This is a genomic window from Vibrio sp. 2-1-2a, assembly GCF_032648565.1.
GTDB classification, from domain to species: Bacteria; Pseudomonadota; Gammaproteobacteria; order Enterobacterales; family Vibrionaceae; genus Vibrio; species Vibrio diabolicus.
The window spans coordinates 205,799-221,452 of record NZ_WBOH01000004.1 but is presented as its reverse complement, the minus strand read 5'-3'; the positions used below and the strand labels follow the sequence as shown (position 1 = coordinate 221,452).

General features: G+C 46.2%; 12 protein-coding genes. 8 read left to right on the top strand and 4 right to left on the bottom strand.

The window, feature by feature from the left end:
• Positions 1 to 3 precede the first annotated feature (3 nt).
• On the bottom strand, positions 4 to 1,416 hold the full coding sequence (gene pykF, locus F7Y48_RS12725) for a pyruvate kinase PykF (RefSeq protein WP_005392243.1): 1,413 nt from the start codon (positions 1,414 to 1,416) through the stop codon (positions 4 to 6).
• 433 nt (positions 1,417 to 1,849) lie between these two features.
• Here pykF and F7Y48_RS12720 point away from each other — a divergent pair, with 433 nt between their 5' ends.
• The 5 genes from F7Y48_RS12720 to F7Y48_RS12700 all read left to right on the top strand — a co-directional run bounded on the left by F7Y48_RS12720 (position 1,850) and on the right by F7Y48_RS12700 (position 7,313).
• Entirely contained in the window at positions 1,850 to 2,611 is a 762-nt protein-coding gene (locus tag F7Y48_RS12720) for a DeoR/GlpR family DNA-binding transcription regulator (protein WP_005392240.1), read from the top strand.
• 114 nt (positions 2,612 to 2,725) lie between these two features.
• Complete coding sequence (gene glmS / locus F7Y48_RS12715) at positions 2,726 to 4,558, top strand: glutamine--fructose-6-phosphate transaminase (isomerizing) (protein ID WP_005392238.1); 1,833 nt, start codon at positions 2,726 to 2,728, stop codon at positions 4,556 to 4,558.
• A gap of 204 nt (positions 4,559 to 4,762) precedes the next feature.
• Positions 4,763 to 5,140, top strand: a complete 378-nt coding sequence (locus F7Y48_RS12710; RefSeq protein WP_021823444.1) for a DUF3316 domain-containing protein — start codon at positions 4,763 to 4,765, stop codon at positions 5,138 to 5,140.
• Between the two features lie 102 nt (positions 5,141 to 5,242).
• Positions 5,243 to 5,935, top strand: a complete 693-nt coding sequence (locus tag F7Y48_RS12705) for a heavy metal response regulator transcription factor (RefSeq protein ID WP_005487426.1) — start codon at positions 5,243 to 5,245, stop codon at positions 5,933 to 5,935.
• The gene (locus F7Y48_RS12700; RefSeq protein ID WP_203346682.1) at positions 5,928 to 7,313 is read left to right on the top strand and encodes a heavy metal sensor histidine kinase; all 1,386 of its coding nucleotides are present in this window, start codon (positions 5,928 to 5,930) and stop codon (positions 7,311 to 7,313) included. The genes F7Y48_RS12705 and F7Y48_RS12700 overlap by 8 nt, the downstream gene beginning before the upstream one ends.
• Positions 7,314 to 7,367: 54 nt before the next feature.
• On the opposite strand, the gene F7Y48_RS12695 is transcribed toward F7Y48_RS12700, so the two are convergent.
• Entirely contained in the window at positions 7,368 to 8,450 is a 1,083-nt protein-coding gene (locus F7Y48_RS12695) for a glycerol dehydrogenase (protein WP_006742744.1), read from the bottom strand.
• A gap of 353 nt (positions 8,451 to 8,803) precedes the next feature.
• Here F7Y48_RS12695 and dhaK point away from each other — a divergent pair, with 353 nt between their 5' ends.
• Genes dhaK through ptsP form a run of 3 tightly spaced genes read left to right on the top strand, consistent with a single transcriptional unit; the run spans position 8,804 to position 12,914 of the window.
• Complete coding sequence (gene dhaK, locus F7Y48_RS12690; RefSeq protein ID WP_316684386.1) at positions 8,804 to 9,862, top strand: dihydroxyacetone kinase subunit DhaK; 1,059 nt, start codon at positions 8,804 to 8,806, stop codon at positions 9,860 to 9,862.
• A 15-nt stretch (positions 9,863 to 9,877) separates the two neighbouring features.
• A complete protein-coding gene (dhaL, locus tag F7Y48_RS12685) occupies positions 9,878 to 10,513 on the top strand; it encodes a dihydroxyacetone kinase subunit DhaL (protein ID WP_253652022.1) in 636 nt (211 codons plus the stop codon).
• Between the two features lies 1 nt (position 10,514).
• Positions 10,515 to 12,914: a phosphoenolpyruvate--protein phosphotransferase gene (gene ptsP, locus F7Y48_RS12680; protein WP_316684385.1), complete on the top strand. Its 2,400-nt coding sequence runs from the start codon at positions 10,515 to 10,517 to the stop codon at positions 12,912 to 12,914.
• 78 nt (positions 12,915 to 12,992) lie between these two features.
• Here the strand turns inward: ptsP and dhaR are convergent, their stop codons facing one another.
• Entirely contained in the window at positions 12,993 to 14,918 is a 1,926-nt protein-coding gene (dhaR, locus tag F7Y48_RS12675; RefSeq protein ID WP_316684384.1) for a dihydroxyacetone kinase operon transcriptional regulator DhaR, read from the bottom strand.
• 148 nt (positions 14,919 to 15,066) lie between these two features.
• On the bottom strand, positions 15,067 to 15,597 hold the full coding sequence (locus tag F7Y48_RS12670; RefSeq protein WP_193447931.1) for an MltR family transcriptional regulator: 531 nt from the start codon (positions 15,595 to 15,597) through the stop codon (positions 15,067 to 15,069).
• Between the last annotated feature and the right edge of the window lie 57 nt (positions 15,598 to 15,654).

Genomic DNA, 15,654 nt, shown 5'->3' with positions numbered 1-15,654 from the left:
GTCTTATAGTACGTGTACAGAAGCTGTGTTCGTAGTACCTGAAGCGACTAGAGCACCAGAAACCATCACTACGATGTCGCCTTTGTTACCTAGACCAGATTCTAGAGCAAGCTCTTTACCTGCTACGTAGAATGCGTCAGTGCTTTCGATAGAATCAACAACAACTGGCGTCACACCTTTAGTTAGAACAAGTTGTGCTGCTGTTTTCTTGTTTGTTGTTAGTGCTAGGATGTTTGCAGTTGGGAAGTATTTACGTACTGAACGTGCAGATTTACCACCTTCAGTTGCAACAACGATAAGTGGAGCAGCCAGTTTCTCAGCTGTGTCTACTGCGCCTTTACATACTGCTTCAGTGATACGTAGACGTGGGCTGTCTAGACGAGAACCTAGCTCAGCTTTTAGCGCTGAATCAGTACGGTTCGCGATTTGAGCCATGATAGTTACCGCTTCAACTGGGTACTTACCTTTCGCTGTTTCACCAGAAAGCATTACTGCGTCAGTACCGTCCATTACTGCGTTAGCAACGTCGCCTGCTTCCGCACGAGTAGGACGTGGGTTGTTGATCATAGAATCAAGCATTTGAGTTGCAGTGATAACCATCTTACGTGCACGGTTACACTTCTCGATCATCATTTTCTGAGCGAAGATTACTTCTTCAGCTGGGATTTCAACACCTAGGTCACCACGAGCAACCATGATGCCGTCAGAAAGCTCTAGGATCTCGTCGAAGTTATCAACACCTTCTTGGTTTTCGATCTTAGAGATGATGTGGATGTTCTCGCCGCCGTTTGCCGCTAGAACTTCACGGATTTCTTGAACGTCAGAAGCTTTACGGATGAAAGAAGCAGCTACGAAGTCAACGCCTTGCTCACAACCGAATTTAAGGTCGTTCTTATCTTTTTCAGATAGAGCAGGTAGGTTTACAGAAACGCCAGGAAGGTTAACACCTTTGTTCTCGCCTAGTGCACCATTGTTAAGTACTTTACATTTAACTTCTGTTTCAGTCTTAGAGATAACTTCCATCTCGATTAGACCGTCGTCGACTAGGATAGTGTTACCTACGTTTAGGTCTGCTGCGAAACCTGCGTAAGTTACTGCAACTTTATCTTTGTTACCTACAACTGAAGTGTCAGTTGTGAAAGTGAATTCTTGACCAGCTACTAGATCAACGTCGTTACCGCCTTCTAGCTTAATAGTGCGGATTTCTGGACCTTTAGTATCTAGAAGAATTGCTAGTGGTTTGCCAGTAGCTTCCATTACTTTACGGAAGTTCGCGATACGAGTGCCGTGTTCTTCGTAGTCACCGTGAGAGAAGTTAAGACGCATTACGTTCATGCCTGCGTTCACTAGCTCAGTTAGCTTCTCTACAGATTCAGTTTTAGGGCCAATCGTACATACGATTTTGGTCTTTTTCATGGAAGATACTCTCCGGTAAGTATAGTTACAATTTGAAAGTCGGTTGTTTACTCTGAAGTTAGGGCGTTATTGATGACATTTAGTGCCTGTCACCCACCGATTTTTCGCCTCATTATCAGTACTTCAGATTCTGAAAGTCTTTCACCAAGTTTAGTCATTTTATGACTAAAAGATCGGCGATTTTGGTTACCTTTTTGTGACTAATCCCACTTTATATGCAGAAAGTTGCAAAAAAATAGCCTTCAATTCTGTAATTTTTTTTCTTTTCGGTGGCGAATTCTACCACTGAATGAATCCAATATCACTGTTTAAGAATTGTCTTAGGACAAGGTTTTATCGAGAAATATTAATTTTTTGGATCGAAATAAATGGACTTGAAAGTTTCGGTTTGACTATAATAAGTTTCACATCGAAACTTAAATTCAAAACGTAAATGTCGAAACGAAACACTCAACTAAGAAGACACGCCATTTCTAACTTGGTTTCTGAGCTAGGAGAAGTCAGCGTTGACGAACTCGCTCAGAAATTCGAAACCTCAGAGGTCACGATTAGAAAGGATTTAGCTTCTTTAGAGAAAAATGGCCAACTTCTACGCCGCTACGGCGGTGCGATTGCTATCCCAACAGAAGTCATTCACGAAGAATTGAGCGCTAATGTTTCGACTCGAAAGCTAAACTTGGCAAAAGCAGCGGCATCACTGATTCGAGACCATAATCGCATCGTGATCGACAGTGGCAGTACGACGGCTGCGTTGATTCAACAGTTGAATGACAAACGTGGCTTAGTTGTCATGACCAACTCATTGCATGTTGCTAACGCCCTTAATGAATTAGAGAGCGAACCAACACTGCTGATGACTGGCGGGACTTGGGATACGCACTCAGAATCTTTTCAAGGCAAAGTAGCCGAATCTGTGTTACGAGCTTACGACTTTGACCAGCTATTTATCGGTGCGGATGGCATCGATCTCGAACGCGGCACCACAACATTTAATGAATTGGTTGGTTTGAGTAAGGTAATGGCGGAAGTGTCGCGCGAAGTGATCGTCATGATCGAATCGGAAAAAATCGGTCGTAAGATCCCGAATTTAGAGCTCGCTTGGCATCAAATTGATGTGCTAGTGACGGATGCTGATATTCAGCAAGAACACAAAATACAGATTGAACAACATGGCGTGAAAGTCATTTGCGCCTAATCTAATAATGTAACCAGTTTCATATTTCACTTCCCTCTGAATACAGGCCTTTGCTTGCTGCCTCTATCTGAAACATGGCTAGGGAAGAACAAAACTACAAACGGAGATAAACACATGTGTGGAATCGTAGGTGCAGTAGCACAACGAGATGTTGCAGAAATTTTGGTTGAAGGTCTACGCCGCTTAGAGTACCGCGGTTACGACTCAGCTGGCGTTGCTGTTGTTGATGGCGAGTCAAACCTAACGCGCGTTCGTCGCTTGGGTAAAGTGCAAGAATTGGCTGATGCAGTAGAAGAAGCAAAAGTGATCGGCGGAACGGGTATTGCACACACTCGCTGGGCGACGCACGGTGAACCATCTGAAGTTAATGCACACCCACATATGTCTGGCGATATTGCTGTTGTACATAACGGTATTATCGAAAACCACGAAGAGCTTCGTGAATTGCTTCAATCTCGTGGTTACGTGTTTGAATCTCAAACGGATACAGAAGTTATCGCACACATGGTTGAGTGGGAACTTCGCACTTCAGAAACGCTACTAGAAGCAGTACAAAAAACAGCAAAACAACTTGAAGGCGCATACGGCACGGTAGCGTTGGATCGCAAAGATCCTTCACGCATCGTAGTAGCGCGTTCAGGCAGCCCGATCGTAATTGGTTTTGGTGTGGGTGAAAACTTCCTGGCTTCTGACCAACTTGCGCTACTGAATGTAACGCGCCGTTTCATGTACCTAGAAGAAGGTGATGTGGCAGAAATCACTCGCCGTGAAGTTACTGTCTTTGACGCAACGGGCGAGCTGGTTGAGCGTGAAATCGTAGAATCTAACGCAGAACATGATGCTGGCGATAAAGGCCAATACCGCCACTTCATGCAAAAAGAAATCTATGAGCAACCTAAAGCGTTGATCAACACAATGGAAGGCCGTATCACGGCAGACTCCGTTGTAACTGATGCGATCGGTGTTCATGCGGCAGACATTCTAAGTAAAGTAGAGCACGTACAAATCGTTGCGTGTGGTACGTCTTACAACGCAGGTATGACAGCGCGTTACTGGTTTGAAGACATTGCTGGCGTGAGCTGTGATGTAGAAATTGCGTCTGAATTCCGTTACCGCAAGTTTGTGACTCGTCCAAACAGCCTATTGATCACGTTGTCTCAGTCTGGTGAAACCGCCGATACGCTAGCAGCACTTCGTCTTGCGAAAGAGAAAGGTTACATGGCGGCGATGACCATTTGTAACGTAGCAGGTTCTTCTTTGGTTCGTGAATCTGATTTTGCTTTCATGACTCGCGCTGGTGTCGAAATCGGTGTCGCTTCAACCAAAGCGTTCACGACTCAGCTTTCTGCACTATTGATGCTGGTTACGGCGTTAGGTAAAGAGCAAGGTCGCGTCAGCAAAGAGAAAGAAAAAGAGATTGTTGAAGCGCTACACGCACTTCCTAAGCAAATCAACGCGGCACTTTCTTTCGAGAAAGACATTGAAGCACTAGCGACGGATTTCGCAGACAAGCACCACACACTGTTCCTAGGTCGTGGTGAATTCTATCCAATCGCGATGGAAGCGTCTCTAAAATTGAAAGAGATCTCTTACATCCACGCAGAAGCTTACGCGGCGGGTGAACTGAAACATGGTCCTCTAGCGCTGATTGATGCTGACATGCCTGTTGTTGTGGTTGCACCAAGTAACGACCTACTTGAAAAGCTAAAATCAAACGTTGAAGAAGTACGTGCACGTGGCGGCCTTCTATACGTATTCGCAGATGCAGACGCAGGCTTCGAAGGCGATGAGACAATGAAGATCATCACGATGCCTCACGTTAGTGAAATCACGGCGGCGATCTACTACACCATCCCAATGCAGTTGCTGTCTTACTACGTAGCACTGATCAAAGGTACGGACGTAGACCAACCACGTAACCTAGCGAAAGCGGTAACGGTTGAGTAATTACGCTTAACAGCAAAAATCCCAAGCGGCACATGCGAGAGTATGTGCCGTTTTTTTTGTCTTATTCTAAGCGTAATGGAACGCTCAAGGGCCTTCGCCAGTAGGTTACTTTCATGACAAAAATGTCATTTTGTTGAAAGGGTGGTGTCAGAGGCGGTGTTCAATAATGACCTCATTGAAAACAAGCACTCAAAGGTTAACAACATGAACGCAATCAAAACTGCTCTTTTTGTAACGGTAATGGCAATGACTAGCGCATCTGCATTCGCTCAACCACTTTTCACTGGTGGCAACTACGTGAGCCGCGAAGAGATGAAAACCATCTCAGTTACGCCGACAGCAACGTCAGATGAGGCTTATCAACAGGCACTGTCTGAACTCAATTCACTTAAAACCATGTCGGCTCGTGAACTGAATAAAGAGCTCAATATCCTGACGTTTAATGTGAAGTCTCGCAGTACGCATTTAAAAGATGGTGGCTTCGTGACCGTGCAAGAACGCATGAATGAAGATGGTCAGTTGGAATATTTGGGCAAAGTGAATGTCAAAGTGCATTATGCCGAACGCGATAACAATCGATAATGGTTTGCCAATCGGGAAGAGTATGGTGTGGTTCACATCATACTCTTTTTCGATCTTTATACTGGGATTTCATCCTCCCGCTAACACACTAGGTAAGTGAACTTGAAAATATTGATCGTCGAAGATGAGCACAAAGCCGGAGAATATCTGCAAAAAGGTTTGATTGAATCTGGGTATGTGGTGGATTTGGTGCATGATGGGGTCGATGGGCTTTATCACGCTACCAGTGAAGAATATGACTTAATCCTCCTCGACATTATGTTGCCTAAACTCGATGGTTGGCAGGTGCTTAATACATTGCGCAGTAGCGGGATTCACACCCCAGTGATCATGCTGACAGCGAAGGAGCAAGTGGAAGATCGCGTGCGCGGTTTTGAGCTGGGTGCCAATGACTATGTCGTAAAACCTTACGCGTTTGCGGAGCTACTGGCGCGTGTTCAAAACGTATTTCGTCATCATATTGCCGCGCAAGTGGTCGCATCGCCGCAAACATTACGTGTGGCAGATTTAGAACTTGATATGATCAAACGCGTTGCCACGCGCGCGGGGCAGTCGATGTCGCTTACCGCCAAAGAATATGCCCTGCTTGAGTTGTTGATGCGCAAAACTGGCCAAGTGCTTTCACGTACCACCATTGCGTCGTTAGTGTGGGATATGAACTTTGACAGCGATACCAATGTGATTGATGTGGCGGTCAAACGTCTGCGTAGCAAAGTGGACAAACCGTTCGATAAACCACTGATTCACACTGTCAGAGGGATGGGCTACAAACTCGAAGAGAGTCGTGATGCCTAAGTTCTCGCTCCCTTTTTCCATGAAAAATAAACTCGTGCTGATGTTTGTTAGCATGACGTTCGTGACCTATTTTTCTTTGGCTTTCATCCTACAGTACGCCATTGAGCGCCACTTTTATTCGCAAGATTTCAGCTATATTTCCAGTAAGTTCAATGCCATTGAGAAAGCGTTAAAACGCTCGCCAGAGGATGTGTTCAAGCAAGCGAATAACAGCACGCTCTACATGTGGGTGTTTGAAGGCAAGCAGAACGTGTATCAGAATTCGAGCCTGACGATTCCTCAGAACCGAGCCTACAGCATTAGCTCTCCTCAGGTCTTAAATCACGAGCGCGCCATCGAATGGAGTGAGGACTCGCTGAATATTCGCGCGTTTGCGTTTCAAGCTGGGGAGTATCAGGTGGTGCTCGGCATGAGTATCAATCACCATATTTTGTTTTTGGATAAGCTCGACTGGATTTTGTTTTGGGCGCTCGGTTTGGCGTTTGTGATCTCTTCTGCGTTGAGCGGTTGGATGGTAAAACGTGGGTTGAAGCCGATTGTGGGATTGAATCAGCACATTCAACAGATATCACCAGAGCAAATGGGCATTCGTCTCGACCCCGATTCGTTGCCAATAGAACTGCGCGAGTTAGCCAACAAACACAACGCGATGCTCGATAGGTTGCAAACTGGTTTTCGCCGCTTGAGGGAGTTTTCTTCTGATATAGCACATGAGTTAAAAACGCCACTCACCAACATTACCACGCAAAATCAGGTCATTTTAGGTGCGTGTCGAACGCCTGAAGAGTATCAGGATGCGATTGCCTCAACGTTGGAAGAACTCAACCGCATCACGAAAACTATCAACGATTTGCTCTACATTGCCAAGGCTGAAAACAAGCTCATTCATCGCCATGACGAAGTGTTTGCGGTGCAGGAGGAAATTGACCGCTTGGTCGCGTATTTTGAAATATTGGCCGAAGATGCCGAGGTGCGAATCGTGAGCTCAGGCGACGGTCAGCTCTATATGGACAAAAACATGTTTGAGCGTGCAGTGGGCAATTTGCTCTCCAACGCGATTCGTCATGCGTATGCTGATTCAACCATTGTGATTGACGTTCAAGAGGTTGATGAACAGGTTACGATATCGGTCAGCAACCAAGGCGACACCATTGCCGAGCAAAACTTACCGTACCTTTTCGACCGGTTTTATCGCGCAGATAAATCTCGCCAACATGTAGGTAGCGTAGGTGCAGGGCTAGGTTTGTCGATTACCCAATCTATCGTGCAAGCGTATGAAGGACAGATAAAAGTAACATCAGATAAAGACAAGACGCGGTTTGTTATGATGTTGCCATCGGCAGGTGTCAATGGAAGTGATAAGTCAGTTGAAGCATAAAAGGCAAACCTTGGCTTGCCTTTTGAGACTCAAACTCGTTTGAAGTTATTTGGGTTATTGGCCCAGTTGATGAGCGGTTAGAATAGCAGAGTAGACATTTTCTGCCGTCACTGGGAATGGCATATTGTGGATGGTTTCTCCCTCGGCCGTTGAGGCTTCGGCGACCTCGCGCAACTTATCGTGATTAAGCTCTTTAACGCCCATATCAAATAAGTTGGTTGGTAGACCTACCGATCGGCAGAAGGCGAGAACCGTATTAATCTCTTCCATCGCTGCGTTTTCTAGCACCAATTGAACAAGTGTGCCGAACGCGACTTTCTCACCATGATAGAGATGATGACACTCTTCAAGCTTAGTTAGGCCGTTATGAATAGCGTGAGCACCCGCTAGACCACTGCTTTCAAAACCGATACCGCTTAGGTATGTATTGGCTTCAATAATATTTTCTACCGCTTTGGTGCTCACACCATTTTCTACCGCAGCTTTTGCTTTTACACCATCTTCAAGCAAGGTTTCATAACAGAGCTTCGCAAGAGCTTGCGCTGAACGTGTCGCTAAACCACCAGCCATTGTTGCCTTACCAGAGGTCATGTTGGCTCTGGCTTCAAAGTAGGTGGAAAGCGCATCACCCATCCCCGATACCAGTAGGCGAACTGGGGCTTTTGCGATGACTGATGTATCCATGATGACCATGTCTGGGTTTTTAGGGATCATCAAATATTCTGCAAACTCACCTTCAGGTGTGTATATCACCGCAAGAGCTGATGTCGGCGCATCAGTCGAGGCAATCGTAGGAACCACCACGACAGGAATTTTGGTGTAAAACGCAACAGCCTTTGCTGTATCTAAGGTTTTACCGCCACCAATACCGACAATGACATCGTGTTTTTGAGTCGCACAAATGTCCGTGATGCGTTCAATCTCAACGCGCGAACATTCGCCACCAAAAATGTTCATAGTGAGTGGAAGCTTTTCGTCAGCAAAACTTTGTTTGACGTCATCACCAACCAGGTTAGTCACGAACTCATCGGCAATGACTAACGGACGTTCACCCAATGTTTTCACATAGTGAGCGATAGATGTAAGTACTTGTTCACCTTGGACGTATTTGCTTGGGCTGATAATAATTTTGTCCATAATTCAAACCTTTAACCTTTTTTATGTGTGTTTTGGACTGCAATGAAAATCCATTGTAGCGATAAGGTTTATATTAGGTTTGGTGAGGTAAGTGGTGAAGGATATCTCTGGTTTTGTTCCATGCTTTTATGACCTCTGTGTCAAACCGACTGTCAGAAGTAATAAGCATCACCATGCTTTATGGCGCCGATCACTATTCAAGCGAATTCGTCGTTTTTCGTTTCATATTGAAACGAAAATACCGAAGTCGTTGTTTCAATATGAAACGGATTGATTTTTGTTGAGCACGTTTTTTCTCTGTTTAAGATGAATTCATACCCTACATAAAAATATAAATGGAATGAGATAGAACGATGAAAAAGTTAATTAACCAAGTCGATGATGTTGTATTGCAGCAAATGGAGGGCCTGGCATTGTCCCGCCCTGAGCTAAAAGCTAATTACGAACCTCGTTACATGTGGCATGAGGAAACGCCGGGGCAAGTGGCATTGGTTTCTGGTGGTGGCTGTGGTCATGAACCTTTGCACGTAGGTTTTATTGGTAAAGGCATGCTGACAGGCGCCTGCCCTGGTGAGGTATTTACTTCACCTACGCCTGATCAAATGTACGAATGTGGTAACCAAGTGAATACTGGTGAGGGCGTGCTGTTTATCATTAAAAACTACACCGGCGACGTGTTGAACTTTGAAACGGCCGTGGAGCTCCTTCATACCGATGGCATTAAAGTTGGGTCGGTGTTGGTGGATGACGATGTTGCAGTCAAAGACAGCCTGTATACCGCTGGTCGCCGTGGCGTCGCTGGAACGGTATTGGTTGAGAAGTTCGTTGGGGCTGCCGCGAACAAAGGTTATTCGTTGGAGCAATGTGAAGCACTGGCTCGTCGCGTTAATAATCACTGTCGTTCATTTGGCGTGGCGCTTAATGCTTGTGTTGTGCCAGCGGCGGGTAAACCATCTTTTGTTCTGGAAGATGATGAAGTGGAGTTTGGTGTTGGTATCCATGGTGAACCAGGTATCAAGCGAGTGAAATACACCGACGTCGATACGTTAGTGGATGAAATGTTTGCTGAAGTTGCTGAAAACACACCTTATCAGCGCACTTTGCGTATTTGGAATCGTGACGAAGGTGAATGGGATGAAGTGGAATCCAGCATTGAGCCTTTTGCTGCTGAACACGACTACATTGTGATGGTGAATGGTATGGGCGGTACGCCAACTTCAGAGCTTTACGGAGTGTACCGCCGTCTTGCTCATAACTGTGAGCAAGCAGGGTTCCGTATCGTGCGTAATATGGTTGGTAACTTCTGTACATCACTCGATATGGAAGGCGTTTCAATTACGTTGCTGAAGGCAGATAAAGAGATGTTGGAGCTGTTTGATGCTCCTGTCGATACGGCCGCGATCAAGTGGTAACAGGGGGGAGCAAACATGCAAATTGAAAAACAACATATCGTTCACTGGTTAGAGCTATGTGCAAAAACGTATCAAGAGAATCAAGATTTTCTGACCGACCTTGATCGTGATATTGGTGACGCAGACCATGGTCTCAATATGAACCGAGGCTTTAAAAAAGTCGCGGAAAAACTGCCGCAATTTGCGGACCAAAATATCGGCAGCATTCTCAAGAATACGGGCATGACCTTGCTTTCTAGTGTCGGTGGGGCAAGTGGCCCGCTGTATGGCACGCTGTTTATTCGCACGGCTGCCGCTGTCGGAACTCGAGAGCAACTAACGTTTGAAGAGTTGGTTGATGCACTAAAAAGCGGTGTGGATGGCGTGGTGTCTCGTGGTAAAGCGGAACTGGGTGATAAAACCATGTGTGATGTTTGGTTACCCGTTTTAGTTAGCGTGAAGGCGTCGTTAGAAAATGGCATGAGCGCTGACCATTTATTGAATGAAATGGTTGAGCTAGCAGAAACGAACGCGGTTTCCACGATTGAAATGTTGGCGAAAAAAGGGCGAGCAAGCTATTTAGGTGAACGTAGTATTGGTCACCAAGACCCCGGCGCAACCTCTTCTTTGTTAATGATTAAAGCACTACAGCAGGCAATAGCAGGTAATTAAGATGGTGGGAATTGTAGTTGTATCTCATAGTCGTCGCCTTGCAGAAGGGGTGGCCGAACTTGCCACCCAAATGACGCAAGGCAAAGCCAAGCTTGCGATTGCGGCTGGGATTGATGATCCAGAGAACCCGATCGGAACCGATGCCATAGCCGTGATGGAAGCGATTGAGCAGGTACATGATCAACAAGGGGTTGTTGTGTTGATGGATCTTGGCAGCGCGTTGCTTAGCACGGAAATGGCTCTGGATCTGATTGATGATCATGTGAGGGAAAATGTCACCCTTATCTCGGCCCCTATTGTTGAAGGAACCATGGCGGCGTCGGTGGCTGCTGCCGCCGGACTACCTTTATCGACGGTAGTCGAAGAGGCACAGAATGCGTTAAGCGTAAAACGAGAGCACCTTGGTGATCAGCCACTAACATCCGCTGAGATAACGCCAGTATCAGAGAACTTTGAGCAAGAGCGGACATTTGATTGGGTAGTGCAAAATCCGCATGGATTACATGCTCGTCCCGCTGCGGCCATTGTTGGTGCACTCGCGCCTTTTGAGTGCCAATTATGGTTGAAAAAAGGCGAGCGCCGTGTGAACGCGAAAAGCTTAAACAGCATTGCGAAACTTGGCGTTCGTAGTCAAGAGACGATCACCTTATGCGCACACGGACCTCAATCTAGTGAAGCAATTAAGGCATTTGAAGCCTTAGCTCATGAGCACTTCGGAGAAAAAGAGGCGGTTGAGCAAGGCATTGTCGAACCTGAAGAAAGCTCGGATACTTTGCTCGATGACATGGCCCCAAGTCAGATTGAAGGTGCTGTTGTTGGTATTCGAGTCAATGACGGTATCGCTACTGCTCCAGTTGTCCTTTTTACTCATGAAATGCCAGCTGTGCCTGAACGTGATTTCCAAAGTGAACAAGATGAAATTGAACGGGTTAAGCGTGCGATAGGCGTGGTTGTTCAACATTTGCAGGAGCAAGCGAAGCAGCCGAAAGGGGAAATATTTTCTGCTCATAGCATGATGCTCAGTGACCTAGAGTTATGGGCATCGGTTGAGGCGCGAATTCAAACGGGCATGATAGCCGAGCAAGCTTGGATAGAATCACTGCAAACGTTGGCCGAAGAGTTTCGCCAGGCAGAAAGTCAGTACATGCGGGAGCGCGAAGCAGATGTGCATGATATCGCACGCCAAGTTATGGTCGAAATGACAGGCGTAACGCCTAATGCCATCGACATTCAGGAACCGAGTATTTTGTTGGCCCGCGACCTGATGCCTTCTGATGTGGCCGGGCTTGATAAATCGAAAGTGCTTGGTATCTGTTTGAGTGAGGGAGGGAAAACCTCTCACAGTGCGATTCTTGCTCGTGCGATGGGGATTCCTGCCATCGTTAAAGCTCAGGGCTGCCTTGATGCTGTGCGTGCTGGTCAAGTGGTGACTATTGATGGCTTTCGAGGGCATTTATGGTTCTCTCCTTCAGATGCCATACAACAGGAATTAGAAGCTCAGCAAATTGAGTGGCAAAACTCCCGACAAAGTGCACTAGCGAGTGCTCAGCAAGCCGCAGTCACCTGTGATGGTGTCCATATTCCAGTATTCGCCAATATTGGTGGACCGAAAGATATTGATGATGCACTAACATCAGGAGCTGAGGGGGTTGGTCTATTCCGGACTGAGTTTCTGTTTCAAAACAGTGATGAGTTGCCGACTGAGGAAGCGCAATACCAAGTGTATCGTGATATTGCCGCCGCACTTGGTGATAAGCCACTTACGATTCGTAGTCTAGACGTTGGCGGTGATAAGCCTTTAGCCGCTTACCCTATGCCAGCGGAAGATAATCCATTTTTAGGTTTGAGAGGGGTGCGGTTGTGCCTTCAACATGAGTCATTGTTTACCGCCCAACTTCGAGCCATTCTGAGAGCTTTTCACGAGCAACCGAATATTCAATTGATGATACCGATGGTGGCTCAGGTTGAAGAAGTGAGAAAAGTAAAAGCGCTGTTGGCACATCAAGCAACCCAACTCGGCTTGGATGCGACTCATTTGCCTGTTGGTATTATGATTGAGGTACCAGCCGCGGTATTAAATGCAGATGCGTTAGCCCAAGAAGTCGACTTTTTCTCTATTGGCACCAATGATTTGACTCAATATGTTATGGCCGCCGATCGAGGCAACGCCGCCGTTGCCGAATTGGTGAACTACTTTGAACCATCGGTACTAAAAGCCATTGAACTCACGTGTGCAGCAGGCGATCGCGCGGGCATACCGGTCAGTATGTGTGGTGAGATGGCAGGCGATCCAAATGCCACAGAAACATTGCTTCGTGTTGGGTTACGAAAATTCAGCGCCAGTGCGAGTTTGTTGCCGGGACTAAAAGCGCAGATTCGTCAGTTGTCTGTCGATGTTTAATCGATACCTTTATCGTTAGTACACGTATACCGGCGTGCTTACGCCGGTTTTACTTTTGTAGGAACGCCACTTCTTGGCTTAATACAGCTTCATTTGCTCCTGCAGCCCAAACTTATTAATTTTTCTCCATAAGGTCGTGCGGCCAATTTGCAATGCTTTCGCCATATCATGCATTTTGCCATCACACTGATTCCAAGCCTGAACAATCGCTCTTCTCTCGGCTTCTTCTAACGTGATTACTGGCGTATTTTCTGCGGTATGGCGAGAATTCAGTTTAATGTCTTCAGGAATATCGTTCAGCTTGATTAAGTTGGAACTGCGGTTCAGCAAAATTCGCTCAGTTCGGTTTCTTAGTTCAGAGTTGTTGCCTGACCAACGAAAATTCATCAACGCTTCCAGTGCGACTGGCTCTATCGAGATTGTGACATTGTGTCGGCGTTCATAATGGCTGATAAGCTGCTGGACGAGAAATTCAATGTCTTCTTTACGCTTTCGTAGTGGTGGAATATGCAGCTCGTTCGAGGAGATTTCATAATAAAGTTGCCGACCAAATGAGCGCTGAGTGACATACTCGCTGATCTCTGAAGCGGTGCTCGTAATAAGTTGAAAGTCTACGGGGATTAATCGCAAACTGTCGCTGCGGCTGACGAGCCCAGTTTTTAACAACTTAAGTAGCACGGCTTGTAAATCGGGCGACAGATATTCCACCTTTTCCAAAAAGAGCGTACCGCCATGGGCGAGTTCAAACTTAGAGGGCATGCCTTGTCCCTCGTCGTATCCCAGGGTTTCTTTGACCAGTTGCTCTGTATTGATGGAGCGGCAGTTGAGCGTAATGAACGGCCCTTCTTTGTAGGTGCTTTCGTTATGAATCGCCATGGCGAGAGTGGCTTTTCCTACACCTTCTTCACCCGTAATTAGAATCGGTGATTTGGACTTTATGGCCCGCTTTGCCACGGTAATGACGTGCTTCATTTTTCGTGAAATGACAGGCAAAGTGCTGAATGTATAGCGCGCACTGCCACCTATTTGTTGTTGAGCAAGTTCGCGAATTTTATCGATAGGGTGCAAGAACAATAAGTGTGTGCCGTCGTTGAGTGGACGCAAGGTAATGATTGCCTCAACAAACTCTCCACGAACTTCTACCGTTGTGAGTTTGCGGTTGATGTTTGCACCCGACTCAATACTATTGAGGACATTTGGCGGGAAGCGTAAAACAGAAAAGACTTCTTTATCCAAGACCTGACTGGCTTCAATGTTTAACAAGCGCTCTGATTGATGATTTACCATGGTGATACGGCTTTCTTCATCCCAGGCAAGAAGGCCGTCATCCATGCATTCTAGTGTTGCGTTGTGAGCACAAGTGAGGCGGTTAATGTTTTCTTGTTCCGACTGAATATGGATTTGCAAGCTGACTTCTTTCGCGCTCGACGCGATGATGACTAAGTTTTCTTTCTTATAGTTCTCTGCTTTTTTGAGAAGGCATGTTGTGCCGCGTAACTTGCCAAATTGGTCGAAAACAGGTGCTGCTACAGAGGCATAAGAATGTAAGTGGCGATTGAAATGTTCTGCTGCGAATACTTCACACGGGATATGAGTACTAATACAAAGATTGACCGCATTTGTGCCAATTTTTCCTTCAGATAGAAAACAGCCTTGTTTAATGCCGAGTACCTGCATCTCTTGTTGCATTGAGTCATGTCCCACAACGGAAAGAACGCAGCCGTTGCCATCAGTTACCATCAATAGCAGGTCTTCGTCTCCTAGCATGTCGTAAGTGTCTTCAAGTACTGTCGTGGCGCATTCGATGAGGTGCTCGTTGCGTTTCATCAGAGATGAGAAGGTAAAGCCAGAGGCAATATGTGGTTTTGACCAGGTATAAGGGCTGCATTGCTTTATGCAACGCTCCCACGACTCAAGTACGGGAGTGCGGGAAAATTCTGGAGATACCCAATGGTGTTTCTGGAAAAACGCCCATTTGGTTTTAGTGTCTTCGATTGAAAGCATGCCATACCGTTTCAATACCAGCGATAGATTGGTCCGATATTACAGAGACATACGAATATGGACTGTGATGGCTTTCACGCACGTTATACAGAAAGGATACGTAAAGAAAAGAGGCTAGTTGAGAAGGCATTCCTTGCCGGAGGTTGGGTTAAAAAGGGCTGTCCTTGCCCAGTTCATTGCAAATTTCGACAATCGCGAGTGACAGGCCGGACTTAATGATTTGTTGTTGGCGCTGAAGCTGGAGTTGGTAAAACTCAAGATCGATGTCGTCATCGGGTTCGCTGACTTCCAATTGCACCATGCCCATTTTCTTCACCAGATGCAGCTTTTTGATTGGCTCTAGAATATTTGGATCAGTGAACTCGTAGTCGGATGCATCGCTATTGAGTCGGTTTTTAAGCTTAATGATGTCTTCGATATCATGATAAATATCGTCTGGGAGTACGCCTAAGCCAAATAGGAGTTTCAAACGAACGGAGAGATCGCCCAGCGGTCCGGAGTCTTGCAGTAGGGGACCAACAACCGATTGCACGGCGAAGTTATCTTTACGAAAGATCCTTTGTATTAGCCCGTCGATGGAATCGTTGAACACATCGACTGCTGCAATAAAAAAGCCTCGTACCGATGGCGCGCTGTTTAATCGTTCAATGATCTCGGTTTCGTTGATGTTATCTGCCATATACTGAGTAACTGTTTAAAATTATATTTATGGGGAGCAGAGCTCCCCTTGATTCGA

What these genes read in the sequence shown, in the direction of transcription:
- F7Y48_RS12695 (WP_006742744.1), bottom strand. Translation starts at nt 8,450, where the DNA reads ATGGACAAAATTATTATCAGCCCAAGCAAATACGTCCAAGGTGAACAA.
- dhaK (WP_316684386.1), top strand. Translation starts at nt 8,804, where the DNA reads ATGAAAAAGTTAATTAACCAAGTCGATGATGTTGTATTGCAGCAAATG.
- pykF (WP_005392243.1), bottom strand. Translation starts at nt 1,416, where the DNA reads ATGAAAAAGACCAAAATCGTATGTACGATTGGCCCTAAAACTGAATCT.
- F7Y48_RS12720 (WP_005392240.1), top strand. Translation starts at nt 1,850, where the DNA reads ATGTCGAAACGAAACACTCAACTAAGAAGACACGCCATTTCTAACTTG.
- dhaL (WP_253652022.1), top strand. Translation starts at nt 9,878, where the DNA reads ATGCAAATTGAAAAACAACATATCGTTCACTGGTTAGAGCTATGTGCA.
- glmS (WP_005392238.1), top strand. Translation starts at nt 2,726, where the DNA reads ATGTGTGGAATCGTAGGTGCAGTAGCACAACGAGATGTTGCAGAAATT.
- F7Y48_RS12670 (WP_193447931.1), bottom strand. Translation starts at nt 15,597, where the DNA reads ATGGCAGATAACATCAACGAAACCGAGATCATTGAACGATTAAACAGC.
- dhaR (WP_316684384.1), bottom strand. Translation starts at nt 14,918, where the DNA reads ATGCTTTCAATCGAAGACACTAAAACCAAATGGGCGTTTTTCCAGAAA.
- ptsP (WP_316684385.1), top strand. Translation starts at nt 10,515, where the DNA reads ATGGTGGGAATTGTAGTTGTATCTCATAGTCGTCGCCTTGCAGAAGGG.
- F7Y48_RS12700 (WP_203346682.1), top strand. Translation starts at nt 5,928, where the DNA reads ATGCCTAAGTTCTCGCTCCCTTTTTCCATGAAAAATAAACTCGTGCTG.
- F7Y48_RS12710 (WP_021823444.1), top strand. Translation starts at nt 4,763, where the DNA reads ATGAACGCAATCAAAACTGCTCTTTTTGTAACGGTAATGGCAATGACT.